At 57.9% G+C, this 15,854-nt stretch carries 15 protein-coding genes and 1 other RNA gene; 8 read left to right on the forward strand and 8 right to left on the reverse strand.

Going from position 1 to position 15,854, the window contains the following annotated elements:
- Window positions 1-43: 43 nt before the first annotated feature.
- On the forward strand, window positions 44-406 hold the full coding sequence (locus P8935_RS02940) for a MerR family transcriptional regulator (RefSeq protein WP_348263520.1): 363 nt from the start codon (window positions 44-46) through the stop codon (window positions 404-406).
- A gap of 317 nt (window positions 407-723) precedes the next feature.
- Here P8935_RS02940 and P8935_RS02945 read toward each other — a convergent pair whose 3' ends face one another.
- The 3 genes from P8935_RS02945 to P8935_RS02955 all read right to left on the reverse strand — a co-directional run bounded on the left by P8935_RS02945 (window position 724) and on the right by P8935_RS02955 (window position 2,457).
- Entirely contained in the window at window positions 724-1,020 is a 297-nt protein-coding gene (locus P8935_RS02945; RefSeq protein ID WP_348263521.1) for a DUF503 domain-containing protein, read from the reverse strand.
- A 494-nt stretch (window positions 1,021-1,514) separates the two neighbouring features.
- Window positions 1,515-2,069, reverse strand: a complete 555-nt coding sequence (locus P8935_RS02950) for a YkgJ family cysteine cluster protein (protein WP_348265305.1) — start codon at window positions 2,067-2,069, stop codon at window positions 1,515-1,517.
- Window positions 2,070-2,127: 58 nt separating this feature from the next.
- Window positions 2,128-2,457, reverse strand: a complete 330-nt coding sequence (locus tag P8935_RS02955) for a hypothetical protein (RefSeq protein WP_348263522.1) — start codon at window positions 2,455-2,457, stop codon at window positions 2,128-2,130.
- A 109-nt stretch (window positions 2,458-2,566) separates the two neighbouring features.
- Here P8935_RS02955 and P8935_RS02960 point away from each other — a divergent pair, with 109 nt between their 5' ends.
- Both P8935_RS02960 and P8935_RS02965 read left to right on the forward strand, forming a co-directional pair.
- Window positions 2,567-3,397: an AraC family transcriptional regulator gene (locus P8935_RS02960; RefSeq protein ID WP_348263523.1), complete on the forward strand. Its 831-nt coding sequence runs from the start codon at window positions 2,567-2,569 to the stop codon at window positions 3,395-3,397.
- A gap of 80 nt (window positions 3,398-3,477) precedes the next feature.
- A complete protein-coding gene (locus P8935_RS02965; protein WP_348263524.1) occupies window positions 3,478-3,912 on the forward strand; it encodes a VOC family protein in 435 nt (144 codons plus the stop codon).
- A 3-nt stretch (window positions 3,913-3,915) separates the two neighbouring features.
- Here P8935_RS02965 and P8935_RS02970 read toward each other — a convergent pair whose 3' ends face one another.
- Window positions 3,916-5,232, reverse strand: coding sequence for an FAD-linked oxidase C-terminal domain-containing protein (locus tag P8935_RS02970; RefSeq protein ID WP_348263525.1), 1,317 nt, complete (start codon window positions 5,230-5,232; stop codon window positions 3,916-3,918).
- A gap of 167 nt (window positions 5,233-5,399) precedes the next feature.
- On the opposite strand from P8935_RS02970, the gene P8935_RS02975 reads away from it, so the two are divergent.
- A complete protein-coding gene (locus P8935_RS02975) occupies window positions 5,400-6,389 on the forward strand; it encodes a cytochrome D1 domain-containing protein (protein WP_348263526.1) in 990 nt (329 codons plus the stop codon).
- 57 nt (window positions 6,390-6,446) lie between these two features.
- On the opposite strand, the gene sucB is transcribed toward P8935_RS02975, so the two are convergent.
- The 4 genes from sucB to rnpB all read right to left on the reverse strand — a co-directional run bounded on the left by sucB (window position 6,447) and on the right by rnpB (window position 11,421).
- Window positions 6,447-8,093: a 2-oxoglutarate dehydrogenase, E2 component, dihydrolipoamide succinyltransferase gene (sucB, locus tag P8935_RS02980; protein WP_348263527.1), complete on the reverse strand. Its 1,647-nt coding sequence runs from the start codon at window positions 8,091-8,093 to the stop codon at window positions 6,447-6,449.
- A gap of 105 nt (window positions 8,094-8,198) precedes the next feature.
- Entirely contained in the window at window positions 8,199-9,044 is an 846-nt protein-coding gene (gene lipB / locus P8935_RS02985) for a lipoyl(octanoyl) transferase LipB (RefSeq protein WP_348263528.1), read from the reverse strand.
- Between the two features lie 70 nt (window positions 9,045-9,114).
- Window positions 9,115-9,501 carry a DoxX family membrane protein gene (locus P8935_RS02990; protein ID WP_348263529.1) on the reverse strand — a complete coding sequence of 129 codons (387 nt, stop codon included), beginning with the start codon at window positions 9,499-9,501 and terminating at the stop codon, window positions 9,115-9,117.
- A 1,433-nt stretch (window positions 9,502-10,934) separates the two neighbouring features.
- Window positions 10,935-11,421, reverse strand: an RNA gene (gene rnpB / locus P8935_RS02995) — RNase P RNA component class A.
- Window positions 11,422-11,642: 221 nt separating this feature from the next.
- Here rnpB and P8935_RS03000 point away from each other — a divergent pair.
- The 4 genes from P8935_RS03000 (at window position 11,643) to P8935_RS03015 (ending at window position 15,679) form a co-directional block, all read left to right on the forward strand.
- Window positions 11,643-12,026: a hypothetical protein gene (locus tag P8935_RS03000; RefSeq protein ID WP_348263530.1), complete on the forward strand. Its 384-nt coding sequence runs from the start codon at window positions 11,643-11,645 to the stop codon at window positions 12,024-12,026.
- A gap of 147 nt (window positions 12,027-12,173) precedes the next feature.
- Window positions 12,174-12,842, forward strand: coding sequence for a hypothetical protein (locus tag P8935_RS03005; protein ID WP_348263531.1), 669 nt, complete (start codon window positions 12,174-12,176; stop codon window positions 12,840-12,842).
- A 271-nt stretch (window positions 12,843-13,113) separates the two neighbouring features.
- Complete coding sequence (gene dut, locus P8935_RS03010; RefSeq protein ID WP_348263532.1) at window positions 13,114-13,548, forward strand: dUTP diphosphatase; 435 nt, start codon at window positions 13,114-13,116, stop codon at window positions 13,546-13,548.
- Window positions 13,549-13,978: 430 nt separating this feature from the next.
- A complete protein-coding gene (locus P8935_RS03015) occupies window positions 13,979-15,679 on the forward strand; it encodes a serine hydrolase domain-containing protein (protein WP_348263533.1) in 1,701 nt (566 codons plus the stop codon).
- The last annotated feature ends 175 nt before the right edge of the window (window positions 15,680-15,854 follow it).

Here is a 15,854-nt window from a genome sequence, read left to right on the forward strand (position 1 = left end):
GCTAAACCTTGACACACATGTCAATGTCAAGGGACGCTGGAACATGCTCATCGGAGAACTATCAACTCGGACCGCTGTCAGTACCCGCGCACTCCGTCATTACGAGAAACTCGGGATGATCCACAGTGAACGCGGAGAGAACGGATACCGGAACTACAGTGAGGAATCCGTCGAGTGGGTGAAGTCGATTCAGTTCCTTCTTTCGTCTGGTTTGAACCTCGCTACGATCACTCAAATCCTGCCCACGCTGATGGGCAATAAGTGTGCGCTCGACGATGATTTTGTTCGTGCCGCGATTGAACGCGAATCAGGCAAGATCGAAGCACGCATGGCGAAAATGGCTCACAGCCATCAGGTGCTATCGAAGGCCCTTGAGAAGGGGCTACTTCGCAGACCGGGAACCTAGTAGAGCTGTGGAGCGCCTTAACAGCGATCTGTGATGCGGGCGCGGGCGAGTAGTGGCCAACTCGTCAATTACTTATTGAGCAAGACGTCAGGCAGATGTGTGTCGCGTGTTGAGTCCGAGTGAACCGCCAACTCTGTTGCCTGATCAAGTCATCAGAGCTTCCATGGTGAAAACAATGTAAGGAAGATGGAGGGTTAGTTTTCAGCGGAATTTGTATATTCCTCCATGAATCGCAGGGATTGGGTCAACTGCTTGGGAGGTGCGCGCCGCGGAAATCCGCCCGGCAACAAGCAGAGTCGCGAAGCCTTTTCGCGGCCTCAGCTCTCCAGGTACTCCCAAAAGCTGTCCGTCAGTTCCGCGCCGAGTTCATTCGACATCCTCCGCGCAGCCCGCTCCACTTCTTCGATAAGCTGATGCAGATAACTGCGCGATCCTGAGATGGCCACCACACCCAGCGTCGCCGACTGCCACGTGACCGCTTCATCCATCTCGGCAACCGAGATGTTGAATCCCTGCCGCAACTGATCTTTCATCGAGCGCACCACCTGCCGCCGATCCTTCAGCGACTGCGCATGCTCAATGCGGAGTTCGAGGGTAAGCTGGGCAACAGGCATAACGTCACGCGGCCTCTCAAATCAAAGTGTCTGACTCTCCGGGGTGCCTCATTCTAACCCCGCTGGGCTTCGGCTCCAACGCTAACCTGCCGAAACGTGGGGGACCCGCACAGATGTCAAACGCTGCCGGTCCGCGTTTTCTCCCAAACTCTTGATTCCAAGGCGAAGATTCTGTGGCCGGGATTGCAGGTAATTATGCGATTCAGGCGCACAATCGCACTATGGCCGTTCCTCCACTTCTTTGCTCCTCTGGCGCCGCATCGAAGCTCCCCTGCGCGCTCGTCAGCGTTCCCGTAAGTCATTTGTTATCGAGAATCTACGGAGAAGTCGAATGAGGAGAAATATTTACGCGACCCACAGTCGGCAGAGCATTTGTTCGAGAATACTTGCTCAAAGAGACCGGGTAATAGGGGTGCCCCGACACTATGCTTGGATCGCTCAGTCACTGTGCTGGATCGCTCATTCACCATACGATCGACGGCGCTCTTCAGACGCTATCCCGCCAATACAAAAGCAACCACCGTCTCCCGGGCATCGCCAATCTCTTCCACAAGCCGCTCCTCGAGCTCATGCGGAACAGGCATCTCGCAAGCGGCAGTCTCCTCCTCGCTCGCACCAACGAAGCAGAGCTCGCAGCATCCCAGCGAATCTCCCTCTGCCATGCGAACCGGAGGCCCAAACACCCTGCACGTCATCGGCCGCCACTCATAAACGTCGCAAAGTCCCGTCACCGGGTCCAGCGCCGGGCAAGCCGCCTCATTCGCAAACTCCTCGAAGCGCTCCTGGTCATCCTCTGAAGTTCCAAGCACACCGGAAACCACATCACCGGGAAAATCTGGCCCGAACTCCATCACCCAACTTTGTGCGCGGCGCTCGATTGCTTCAGCCTTGCCCGGGTTTGTTGCATGCAACTCCCGCATACCTGTTTGCAGCCGGGCAACATCCAATGCGTTGATCGCAAATGCACCGTGGCAGCACTGCGTGCATCCCGGACGGCACGCTAACCATGCGCCCGCCTTTCGCGCCGCATCTGCCAGCGACGTATCCATGATCTGCACGAGCGTCGCGTCTCCTTGAGGAAGGGGCATACGTAAAGAATAGCGAAGGCTATTCGGCTCCTGCGGCGAAGAAGCTTCGGATGCGGGGACCACAGCGGTAGAACCATCCAGCGGCCAAAAACCAGAGCGATATGCGGAGTATGTTCCCGAGCAGATAAATCATGTACTCGCCGAGCAAGTATGAGGATCGCAACGCCTGGAACAGGCTCATTCCCGCCTCGCTGGTTCCCCGAATGTAGTGGGTGACCGAGAAGAGTTCGCGCGGAAGTTCGGTGATGTCATCGACAACCCAGAAAAGGAGGAAGGCGGCGAAGACGCGGCTGGCGATGAGGATAGCTTGATCGCGGTTGATGCACTGGGAAGCATTTGGATCGGACATGGTTCCCGATAGTAGTCGATGGCGTCATTACTCAGCAATTTAGCCCAGGCCGCGTTTTTCCAAGAATGCAGCGTGCATCCTGTCGTGCTATAAAACCTTCGAGGTCACGTTGCTTTACCTGGAGCGCATTCCCGCCGCCCCGCTTGCGCCGTTCATCCGCATGCTGTGGTATGCCCGCGTGGATCGTGCCACTCACGAGCGCCAGCGCATCCTGCCAACCGGCTGCACACAGGTGATCGTCAATCTTGCCCGCGACTACGTGCTCGATTGCCCTGAAGGCCGCCCCGAAGTGCGCAGGCCCCCGGCTCTCGTCGTTGGTGCGCGCTCAGTTTATGAGATTGTCGACACCAGCGATATGGCGGATCTCATCGGCATCGTCTTCTCTCCCGGAGGATTTGCGCCCTTCGCATTCGATGCGGCTCACTACTTCAGCAACCAGACGGTTGCGCTTGATGAACTGGGCTCGATCTGGGCGAGCGACACGCGACCCTTGCGGGACCGGCTGCGCGAAATGGAATCTCCGCAGACCCGCCTGCAGTGTCTGGAGCATTTCCTCACCGCACGATTTACATCTCGGCTCGAACGGCGGCAGCGTCCTCCGCAGATTCAGTTTGCCCTCCGCTACTTCGCGCACAATCCCCACATCGCCAGCGTGGGCGAAACGGCGCGCCAGATCGGTTGGAGCGAGCGCCGCTTCTCGCAGGTCTTTCGCGAAGAGGTGGGACTTACGCCTAAAGTCTGGTGCCGCGTCCAGCGTTTCCAGCGTGCTGTCCGCCAGTTGCACACCGGTTCTGATATCCGCTGGGCCGAGCTGGCCCTCGACTGCGGTTACTACGATCAGTCGCACTTCGCCAATGAGTTCCGTGCCTTCTCAGGAGTCGATGCCACCACCTACACCGCACGCCGCACTCTCTGGACCAACCACATCAGCGCCGATTGATTTATTTCCGATTTTTCCAAGATGAGATTGTGCTTGGACTGCCATGCTGTCGGCGTAGTCTGATCTTCCACGGAGGTTCCATGCCATCCACCATTCCCACTTCCCCGTCTACCCTCATGCCCGCCATGCGCTACCGCGACGCCAATGCCGCTATTGAGTGGCTCTGCAATGTCTTCGGCTTCGAGCGCCATGCCGTCTATCCCGGCCCCAACAACACCGTCGGCCACGCTGAACTTACTCTCGGCGGCGGCATGATCATGCTCGGTTCAGGAAAAGACGACGAATACGGGCGCGGCTTCACGTCGCCGTCGGAGATTGGCGACAAGGAGACTCGCAACGTCTACATCGTCGTGCCGGATGCCGATGCCGTTTATGCCCGCGCCAAGGCGGCCGGCGGCAGAATCGTCCGCGAACTGCAGAACACCGACTACGGAAGTCGCGAATTCTCCGTGAAGGACCCCGAGGGCCATTCGTGGAGCGTTGGCACCTACGATCCGTGGAAAACGCAGGGGTAGGCCTCAATCCAAATCGACTATTTTGCCCGGGTTCATGCGGTTCTCCGGATCGAGCGCGCGCTTGAGGGTCCGCATGGTGTCTAGCGCTTCACCATGCTCCGCTTCGAGGTATTTCTTCTTGCCGTAGCCGACACCGTGTTCGCCGGTACACGTGCCGCCCATGACATGGGCGCGTTCCACGAGACGATGAGCAAAGGCATCGGCTTCTTCGATCTGCTCCGGGCCTAGCGCGCAAAGCACGTGAAAATTGCCATCACCCACGTGACCCACGATGGTGGCAGCAAAGCCGACGCGATCGAGATCAGCGCGGGTGGCCACAATGCACTCCGCGAGCCGCGAGATCGGGACGCACACATCCGTAGTAAGAACACTGGAAAAAGGGCGAACGGCCCGCGAGGCATAGTAGGCATCGTGGCGCGCCCTCCAAAGACGTTCTCTGCCGGCGGGACTCGATTCCCACGAGAGGCCGGAGGCGCTGTGTTCCAGGGCCAGTTGTTCGGCGAGGCGAGCAGACTCCGCCACAACAGACTCGCTGATGCCATGAAACTCAAACAAAACCGTTGGCTGCTCTACCAGGTCGAGATGCGAATAGCGATTAATTGCTGCGACCATCCTGTCGTCTAAGAACTCGATGCGGGCGACACCAACGCCAAGCTGGATCACCTCGATCACTGTTTCCACCGCGTCTTTGACCGTCGGAAAAGCGCTGACGGCAACCGCGACCGACTCTGGCAACGCATGCAGCCGTAGCGTCACCTCCGTGATCACGCCCAGCGTTCCCTCGGCACCGACAAAAAGGTGCGTGAGATCATAGCCTGCACTCGATTTGCGGGCGCGCGTACCCGTATGAATGACGCGGCCGTCTGCGAGCACAACAGTAAGACCGAGCACGTTTTCGCGCATCGTGCCATAGCGAACGGCGGTAGTCCCAGACGCGCGTGTCGAAGCCATTCCGCCAATGGTGGCGTCCGCGCCGGGATCGATGAAGAACGTGAGTCCAGTGCTCTCAAGCGCCTTGATCAGTTGTCCGCGGCTGATACCCGCCTCAACCGTAACATCCATGTCTGCTGCACTGATGCGCAACACGCGATTCATCTGCCGCATGTCGATGCAGATGCCGCCGCGCACGGCATGAACGTGTCCTTCAAGCGAAGTTCCTGCGCCGAAGGGAACGACCGGCAGTCCATGTCGGGCGCTCACCCGCAGTATTTCGCTGACTTCGTCTGTGCTTCGCGGGAAGCAAACCAAATCCGGCAGGGCCGGCGGGTGCGTGCTTTCCCCATGGCTGTGGTGCTCACGCATGACTTCCGCCGCGCTCACGCGGTCTCCAAGCAAGGAACAAAGATCAGCGTGGGCCGAGGTAACTGCGGATTGGTTGGGCGTAGCGGTCGGCATTTCCAAGTGGTGAAGATCATACCCTTGCATTGCTCGTTCCGGAAAGTGCTGCGGTCGGGATAGACTCATTGCGTATTGCAGGAGAGGTCAATTTGAAATTGAGTGCGTATGCTTCCCTCGTCATCGTCAGTTGCCTTGCGTCCGGCGCCTTCGCGCAGTCCCGCCTGCTGGTGGCGGAGAAAGGCGCGCAGAGCCTCGCCATCATTGATCCTGGCAGCGGAAAAGTGCTCGCCTCCGTCCCCGAAGGCGGCATCACAGGACACGAAGTCATTGCGTCCGCCGACGGCAAACTCGCCTTCGTGCCCGTATATGGCAACTCCGGCGTGGGCTCTCCCGGCACCGATGGCACCAACATCGCCGTCATCGACATCGCATCCCGAAAAGTCACAGGTAACATCGCTTTCGATCACGGCATCCGTCCGCACTGCCCCATGATCGGCCCGAAAGACAAACTTCTCTACGTCACCACGGAACTTGACCAGACCATCACCATCATCGATCCAAAAACGTTGAAGATCATCGGCACGCTCCCGACTGGCCAGCCCCAGAGCCACATGCTCGCCCTCTCGCACGATGGGCGTCGCGCCTACACCGCCAACGTCGGTCCCGGGACCGTCTCTGTCATCGACATCGCTGCGCGGAAAGTTCTCAAGGTCATTCCCGTCTCAGGGAATACCCAGCGCATTTCTATTTCGCCCGACGACAAATGGGTGTTCACCGCAGACCAGACCAAGCCGCAGATGGCCGTCATCGACACCACCACGAATACCGTCGCTAAATGGATACCCATGGAAGGCATCGGCTACGGCTCGGCACCTACACCCGACGGCCGCTGGCTTCTGGTTGCGCTTCCCGATCAGAACAAGGTCGCCGTCATCGACCTCAAGACCATGCAGGTCGCGCGCACGGTTGCAGTCGGCAACTATCCGCAGGAAATCATCGTCCGTCCCGACGGCAAATCCGCCTACATCTCCTGCGAAAAGGCCGACAGCGTCGACGAAATCGACGCCACAACATGGAAGGTCACCCGTACGATCCAAACCGGCAAATACGCTGATGGCCTGGCCTGGGCAGGGCAATAAGCCCTTTTTCAATCAGCGGCGAGAACTCGGTTCTTTATCGGTATCTCGATTGATTGTCTACCCGATCACCCGGTCCCAAGTCTCCAGCGTGCGCTTGAATTCGCTCATGAACTTGCCGGCATCGGCACCGTCAATCAATCGATGATCAAAGCCCAGGCAGTAATACTGCATTGACCGGATCGCAATCGTGTCGTTGCCCTCGGCATCGGTGAGCACCACGGGCTCCTTCTTCAATGCACCGATCGCGAGGATCGCGGCCTCCGGCTGATTGATTATCGGCATGCCGAATTCATCGCCGAAGATGCCGGGATTGGTCAGCGTAAATGTAGATCCGCCCACCTCGTCCGGCGAAAGCTTCTTTGTCCTTGCACGTCCAGCAAGATCGTTAATCGTCTTCGCAATGTTCGCAAACTCCCGCTTCTCCGCCTCGCGCACCGTGGGCACAATCAGCCCCCACTCCAGCGCTACCGCAATGCCGAGATTGATATTTGCGTGGTAGTGAATGCTGTTTTCAACGAGCGACGCATTCACGATGGGAAAGCGGCGCAGCGCCTCGACCGCAGCCACCGCGATGAATGGCATGTATGTGAGCTTCACACCATGGCGCTGCTCGAATCCCGCCTTCTCGCGTTCGCGCAGGCGCGCAATCCGGGTCATGTCCACCTTGTAGACCGAGTGCACATGCGGAATGGTGCGCTTGCTCTCGACCATGCGCTGCGCAATGATGGAGCGCATCTTCGTCAGCGGAACGACATCGGAGGTGAGCGCTTTGGGCTGGGGCACCTGCGGTGCGGACGACTGCGACTTCGTTGCGCCAGCGGCCTTCACACCGCGTTGACTGATGTGGCGCAGAATGTCGTCTTTGTTAATCCGTCCTTCTGACCCTGAGCCCGACACCAGTTTCAGATCGACGTTGTGCTCTTTCGCGATCTTTCTCACCAGCGGCGATGACTTGACCTTCCGTCCATCCCCGATTGGAGTCGCTGGCGATGCTGCTTCGAACTCAACACCCGATTTGACCTCGAGCCTTGGTGCAACCTCAGTTGCGCCAAAGGTGCCATCGCCCGCATTCGAGGTGCTGCTGCCGCCGATCACCGCCACCACCACATTGATCTGGACTGTCTCGCCCTCGGCCGCCTTGATCTCTGTCAGCACTCCGGCGACCGGCGAAGGAATCTCCGCATCCACCTTGTCGGTTGAAATCTCGAATAAAGACTCGTCTTTCTCGACGGTATCGCCAACCTTCTTTAACCACTTGGTGATGGTCCCCTCGAAGATCGATTCGCCCATCTGCGGCATCACAATCTCGATACCACTGCTGGTGGCTCTTGCCGCTGCCGGCGGCGCCTTCGTTTCTGAAACAGCCTCAGGCTCGGACTTCGCTGGCGAAGTTGCAGAGGAAGCCGACTTCGGCGCGGCAGCTTTCTCGGTGGATTTGGGACTGGCGGCAACCTTCGCTACCGACCCGCTCTCTCCCAACACCGCGACTACCGTGTTGATCCCGACCGTTGCCCCTTCAGGAAACTTGATCTCCGTGAGGACTCCCGCTACGGGCGAAGGTATCTCCGCATCGACCTTGTCCGTAGAAATCTCAAACAGTGGCTCGTCCTTCTCGACGGTGTCGCCGACCTTCTTGAGCCACTTGGTTATAGTGCCCTCAACGATCGACTCGCCCATCTGGGGCATGATCACGTCGGTTGGCATGAATCCTTCACTCCGCCATGCGGGACTATCAACACCCGCCCGGTTCCTGCCGGATTATAAATTGCAGCCCGTACAGGCTGGCGCTACAACTCGCCTGAACGTTGCTCAAGCGCGCGCCGGCGGCTCCGGATCGCCATGCAGTCGCTTCACCTCGGCGGGAACTTCCAGCGGCGTGTCCTCCGCTCGCGTTTGCGTTTTTGCAGCAGCCAGTGCCCGTAGCGCGTCGAGGTTCTCTACCGCCAGCACCTGTTGTCCGAAGACGTGTCCGAACTGGCGAGCGGCCTGGAGCGCAATCTCCTCAAGACCCGGCACCTTCACTCCCTCCGGCACTTCCCGCTCCAGGCTCGTTACCGGCTTATCGGTGATACCGCAGGGATTGATCAGCTGAAAATCCCGCAAATCCGTCGTCACGTTGAAAGCAAATCCATGCGAGGTTATGCCACGCGAAACATGAATGCCGATCGCGCCAATCTTCCGATCCTTCTCTTTTCGCGAATGCTGCGCCGCATCGTCGCCCGACACAGCGCCACTGCACCACACACCCGTCAGCCCCGCGATCCGCCCTGCCCGTACGCCGTACACGCCGCACACCCGGATCAGTGCTTCTTCCATCATGCGCACAAAGTCGACCGGCCCGAGCCGCCCGCCCTTCGCATTCTGCAGGCTGCGCAGATCGAAGATTGGATAGCCCACCAGTTGTCCCGGTCCGTGATAGGTAACATCGCCGCCGCGATTGATCTCGTGCAGCGAAACCCCACGTTGGGCCAGCAGCTCGTCTGAGGCCAGCACATTCTCGCGTCGCGCATTCCGCCCGAGTGTCAACACCGGCGGATGTTCCAGCAGAAGCAGAATGTTATCCACGCGGCTTTCGAGCCGGAGCGCTGCAATCTCGGCTTGTAGCCGAAGCCCTTCGTCGTATGCCACACGGCCCAGATAGAGATAGTCGATCATCGCTCTCCGCTGTCATCCATTGTAGGTTTGCAGCCGAGGCTGCGCGTCAGCATGAGAGCGAATCACAACCTCACGGCTGCGGCAGAGGCTCGAAAATTCCGGAGAACGCGCCCCTCACCCGCAAAAACACCAGCAGCCACAGAATCGACACCACCGCTGCAACCGGCAATCCGCTGGGCGCCATGGTGATATGAATCAGATCGATGTTCACAATCATCGCCGCTAGTACGGTCAAAGCTAGTGGCACATAGCGGTTGATGAGCAGCAAAATCCCGGGCACCAACTGAAAGAATCCCAGGGCGTAGATGTAGTGCGACTCTGTGAGTGCGCTGTTGAAGTTGGCTAGGGGGCCCGGCGGCTGCGGCGGATTCGGTAGAAAATGAAACAGTAAATTCGAGCCAAAGAAGACAAAGATCAGGCCCAGCAAATAGCGGGCAACCGTTGCAGCAATCTTCACAGCCAGCTCCTGGGATTGGGATCGAACTCGAAAGAGTCCATTTCAATCGAGTCTTCAATGGATGATCCTCGCGGGCCGCTCGATTCACAACAACCGATAGGCACCACAATCCATACACGCGTCTAAAGCGGATTGATGGGAAATGTAACGGGCTGCGACACACATTCAAGTGCCGCAGCCCGAACCGCCACCCGCCGGCAAGGGATGCCGAAGGATGACTTGGATGGGTTGGAACTGCCTTCCCCAAGCGTCCCAACCCGCTTGGACTAGTTTCCATTTGGAGGTCTGGCTCCTAGTCCATTGGGTTCCATCAGGCAAGAAAATTGAGGGAACCCAAGTTCAATTTTTTTTGCTGTCGAAGAGTCCAACGGATCCGCGTTGAATCTCAGCATCTCCAAATGCAGAGCGATGAAAGCCGGATAACCGCTTAAAAAGCCCAGTCGCATGCCCAGGTCGCTTCACGAAGAAAGAAGGAGAACTGTGCGGCTACCTGGTGAGCCCAAGTTGAAGTTGTTGCTTCAACACATCAATGTTGGCTTTAGAGGGAGAACTGCGAGGGGGGACCGCGAGATGGATTCGGGCCGCCCATATCCGGCTGAACGAAGGATTCAGCCGAGAATAGAAAAACCGCGCGGGCGTAGCATCGCGATGCCGATGCGAAACCCCTTTGCACACTGATCTTCTTGCCGCGAATCCTGTGTAGACGAGGCGCGGGCCCATGATGACCCGGCACCCCGGCCACCCACTGATCCGGAGTGCGGACGGCCTTTGCTCCCGCTGAAGCGGCTCGAAGCTGCGATTTCAGAACCGTACAAGAAGGCGCGCCGGCTGGTCTGGCCGATGCCCGCAGAGCGGACGGAGCCAGAACGACGGCGAAGAGCAAAGCTCTCAGAATTAAGCTGCGTGCCTTCATGACAGGGAGCATTGAGTATAACCAGCAACAAAATGACTTCGCAATCATTTCATGCAAGCTTTATCTGCTCGCTGTCTCGAAAGAGATCTAATGGCTCGTGGAATCGCCGCACGATTCCCGATTTGCGCTGCCACTGGGTACCAATGAGTGATTGAGCTGGGTAACCGCGTCACATATCGTCAAGAGAGCACTGGCTCGGCGAGTGCTATATTGCTCGCGAAGAGCGCTCACAGGCAGTCGTTGTTGTGAATCGTAAAGCTCAGACAACGTCAACGAGGGGTCAGCAAGGGAGCCCTGATGACATTCCACCGCACTCTTTTGGGATTCAAATCGAGCTTTCGACGGATCTGGGAATACTTGGCGGCGATACCGTTCCTATTGGTTGCGCTCTGCATTGAGATGATGCACCTCTTCGAATCGAAAGAGTGACTTATCAAATGCAGTAAAGACCCGTGTAACCGAATGTTTGTTAAATCTGGAGGTGTCACGGCACGCATCACGCGCCATGACACCATGAGATTCGGCAAAAGGACCTGTAAGCCGAATTCTGTCGTGTGCGGTCATTCCTCTAGGCGCCGCGTTGCCGCGGACACTCATCAGCGACCTACCCGGAGGTTTCGGCGGAATCTGGAGTCGCCTGAGCGCGTCGGGCCGATGCGCAGCGCCGCGTGACTCCTCGCGGCTGCTTCCCTCCCTATTTGGTCTTGCTCCGTGTGGGGTTTACCCTGCCCCCGGCTTCACAGCCGGAGCGGTGCGCTCTTACCGCACCTTTTCACCCTTACCCCAGCGCGGGCGCCAGCCGTCCGGGCGAACCCTTTCGACAGCTCCCGGGAATTCCCTCAGAAGAGGGGTAGCCGAGGCGGTATCTTTTCTGTGGCACTGGCCGTCTATGAACCTTAAAGCTCACATCCCGGACGTTATCCGGCACACTGCCCTGCGGAGTTCGGACTTTCCTCCCCCGGCAAAACGCGTGAGCGAATGCCGGCAGCGACCGCCCGGTCCTCCTGCCAACTCAAGTGTATCCCGAGCCCCCAATAAGGACCCATTTCCCCTGCCCTTGTGCAAACAGAATCAGAGATGAGCGCAGCGCGGCGCCACTTGCGTCGAGCACAACACCTCTCTTTGGTCATTAAGTTCACTCGCCGTTGACAAACACATTGACAGGCAGAATGTGTTGCATCAGTATTGAGCGACTTCCCTATCTGAATCGAACTGTGAGGAGTGATCGATGAAGCTTGTCGCAGCAGTTGCTCTCGTAGTCGCGATGTTATGCAGTTCAACGTTCGCAATCGCAGAGGGTCCTGTTCCATTCAGAGCATTGATGCGAAGCGATGGCGCACAGCCCGGCATACCTCCCCTTACCGATGTCAATGACCAACCTGCAGCCGCATCAAACCAGGCGGTTCACAAGACGCACGTGACGAGAGCAGGAAAGGTCATGACCGGCGTCGGTATTGGCCTGGTGGCATTCGGTGGACTAGTCATGGCTGTAACGCCAAACGCATTTGCTACGCAGACAGATAAAAACGAGTTGTATGGTGCCAGCGGTGCAACGATGGGAGTTGGGGTCGTTTTGATCGTTTTTGGCGTTAAACGGCGTTCGGCACAGTAACAAGGTATTTCAGTTCCGCCCGGTTTGTAGCCATTCCCGATACTTATCCCGATTTTCGCGTTCTGTGCGAGTTGGCGGTTATTCGACCGGCGGCCTCTTGCGAGCAACCAGGCTGCATTCAACCTGAATCATCCCGCTGAGGTCTTTATGAAATCAAACCTGCTGCTGAGGATATGTGTCATAGGGGTCACCTTTGCCGCCACTTTGAACGTGCTGGCTCAGGATGCGAGTGTTCCGCCCGACGTGAAGGCATTCGCCGCGCAGTACGTAGCTGCATTCAACGCCAAAGACAAGGCTGGGATCGCGATACTGTATCTTCCGGAATCGCGTGCGTGCATTACGCCAGCCAACCGCGACGTCTACGACGACATACTGCGTATGCAGATGCGCGACCACGTTCCACCCGATTACTTCCTCACGTTCACGGCGGTGAATGAAAACAACCTGAAGGCTGCTGCCACTTTAGCAACCTATGTGGTTAAACCCGAGCGTGAGTTGCGCATCGACTATCAGTATCCCGGAACGAATGACGGCGGACAGATCTCCCTCGCGCTGGTGCGCCGCAATGGACGATGGATAGCCGATTCTCCTTGCATGACCCTCCAGGCTATCAAGGACTTTCGCGACAGCGCGGCAGATCGCGAACATTACAGGGCTACGGCCGCCGCCATCAAGGAACCACTGCGATCGCAACTGCTCGCTATGGTCCGCGCTCATCAGGACGGAGAAGCCGCGACCCGCTACCAACAGGTCGCAGGAGGCGAAATGAGCACAGCGATGGCGGTGATCAATGGACTGAAAGACCAGCTGCACTAGTCGAATCACGCGTGCGCTTGCATACAACCAAGGCAAAGATTTTTTCTACGCAAGTTGCATCAAAACGTTGCGCGATAGTACGGGTCAGACGAAAGCTATGATCGAGATCGTGCGCAAACCGGAAGTAGCTCCATTTTGGCGAAGCCTGCCGATGGACGATAGGGGCTGACTGTCGTCGACGCTAAGCTCTTCAATGTGGTCAACCGCTCTTTCATTCCAACTGGCGGAATGAGTCTATAGCTACCACTGCCCATCCCTGTACCATCAACCCATGCTCCGCGTGAAACTTCTCGAACATGGTGCCCGCCTCCCCGTCGTCGCCCACCCCGGCGAGGACCTTGGCTACGACGTCTTCTCCCTCGAAACCGTCCTCCTCGAGCCGCGAAAAACCACCCGCGTCCGCACCGGCATCTCCGTTGAAGCCCGTCACCCCGAAACAGGCGTGGCGCTGGGATTACTCGTTCGCGACCGCTCTTCAATGGCTTCAAAGGGAATCGCCACCACCGCCGGCGTGATCGATGCCGGCTACCGCGGTGAAGTCCAGATCGTCATGACCAATCTCGGCGACGCGTCCATCGAGATCAAAGCCGGCGAAAAGATTGCCCAGATGATTCCTGTCCCCGTCCTCACCGGCACAGTTGAACAAGCAGATGCCCTGGAAGACTCTGCCCGCCTGGCCAAAGGCTTCGGGAGCTCTGGCCGTTAGGCGAGAGATCCGTCGAGAAGGCCATGCGGAGAAACCGTCAACCACTGAGCTCTATTTTTTCTTCTAAACTGCACATTCCAAGGCGGCAATTAGATCCATGCGTTTGCATTCAATTACCCCTTCACAGCGCACAATCAATGAAGCACATAGTATCTTCCGCCGACCTTGTCGCTTCTAAGTCCTTTGCTGAGAGCAATCTGCGTCCAAGCTGTTTGTTATGAGTATTTTGACGCAAGATATTCCATGCAAAGCTCCTGGAATGAATAATTTACGCATAAATGCCCCCCCCGGGGGGAGAAGTCGCCATCACAGGGCATACTTTGCGCCACCCTTGCCGAACTCCGTAAGGAGAGCACGTATGAAAAGGACGTGAGTGCACCCTCGCCCATCTCGCTTACACTGGTCGCCAGCCATAAAGGGAGAACTTCCGATGATGCGTTCCGAGCTTCTCGTCCCGATAGCCGCGTCTGTTCTGCTTGCCTCAGGTATCTATGCCCAGACCCTACCCGCTCCCCCGGAAAACCTGCCCGCCAAAGTCGATGCCCTCTTCCAGAAAATGGACTCGACCGTCTCTCCGGGCTGCTCGCTCTCCGTCATGAAGGACGGCAAAATCATCTATGAACGCGGCTACGGCATGGCCGACCTCGACCACAACATTGCCAACACCCCCACCACTGTCTTCCATGTCGCTTCCATGTCGAAGCAGATCACCGCCGCTTCCATTCTTCTTTTGGCGCAGCAGGGCAAGCTCTCGCTCGACGATCCCGCCCGCAAATACATTCCCGAGCTCCCCGACTTCGGTACTCCAGTCACGATTCGCCAGCTCATCCACCACACCAGCGGCCTGCGAGATCAGTGGGACCTGCTCGGCCTTTCGGGGTGGCGCTACTCCCTCGATCTCATCACCAACGATGACGTGCTCTACGTCATCTCCCATCAGAAGGAACTCAACTTCCCGCCAGGTACAAAGCACCTCTACAGCAACACCGGGTACACCCTGCTCGGCGAAATCGTGAAACGCGTCAGCGGTAAGTCGCTCCGCGAATTCACCACCGCCAACATCTTTGAGCCCCTCGGCATGAAGAGCACCCACTTCCGCGACGATCACGCCGAGATCGTCAAGAACATTGCCTACGGATACGCACCTGCCAAAGACACCTTCAAGCTAAGCGTCACCAACTTTGACACCGTTGGCGCCACCAGCCTCATGACCACCGTCGAGGACCTCGCCCTCTGGGATGAAAACTTCTATAACTCCCGTGTCGGTGGTCCCGAACTCGTCAAGCAAATGCTCGAACGCGGCAAGCTCAACAGCGGCGAGCAGCTCGATTACGCCTCGGGCCTGGTCATCGGAACCTACCGCGGCCTCAACACGGTCGACCACGGCGGCGCCGATGCCGGATATCGCTCCGATCTCATCCGTTTTCCTGATCAGCACTTCAGCTCCGCGTGCCTCTGCAATATCGCTACCGCCGATCCCAGCGACCTTAATCGCAAAGTCGCCGAGATCTATCTCGCCAAGGGAATGAAGCCCGCCGCACCCGTTCCCTCCAACGACGAGAAGGGAATCCAGCTCACGCCCGACCAGCTGAAAGCAAACATAGGCATCTATCTCAACCAGGACGATGAGGTAGTCCGAATATTCGTCAAAGACAACAAGCTTTATGCCGGCCAGGGCAGCGGCGACGAAAGCTATGAGTTGAAAGCTCTGGCTCCCAATCACTTCCGCCTTGCGGTCGCGCCCGTCGACTTGACCTTCGACACGCCCAAACCCGGCGCCCCCGCTCAGCTCACGATTAAGTCGGAAGACGGGAAGCCCGACGTCTCTACCGCGGTGCCTGCCTTCACGCCCTCCGAAAGCGATCTCATCGAGTATGCCGGTGCCTACAGCAGCGACGAGATCGATCCTCTCTACTCGCTGAAGATTGAAGAGGGCAAACTCGTCCTCCACCGCCTCAAGGCTGATCCTGACAAGCTCATGCCGGTAACGCGCGACCTCTTCGCCTCATCACTCGGCAGCATCAGGTTCACGCGCACCCCCAAAGGCGAAATCGGCGGCTTCCTGCTAACGACCGGCCGCATCCACAATCTGCGCTTCAGCAAGGGCCGTCCAGCTATTCCAGCTAAATGATCGAGGTCAACGCCGAAAGCATCCAGACACTCTATGAGTCCGGTGGGCACGCCATCCCTAACCCAGGAAGGGACACCGTGCCCTGCGTCTTCATGCAAAAAGGGCCGTAATGCCGGGGACAACAACCGCTAAACAGGCGGTGGTTGCGTCTCGCCTCGAAGCATGCGAGAACCGC

The sequence above is a fragment of the Telmatobacter sp. DSM 110680 genome, from assembly GCF_039994875.1.
GTDB lineage: Bacteria > Acidobacteriota > Terriglobia > Terriglobales > Acidobacteriaceae > Telmatobacter.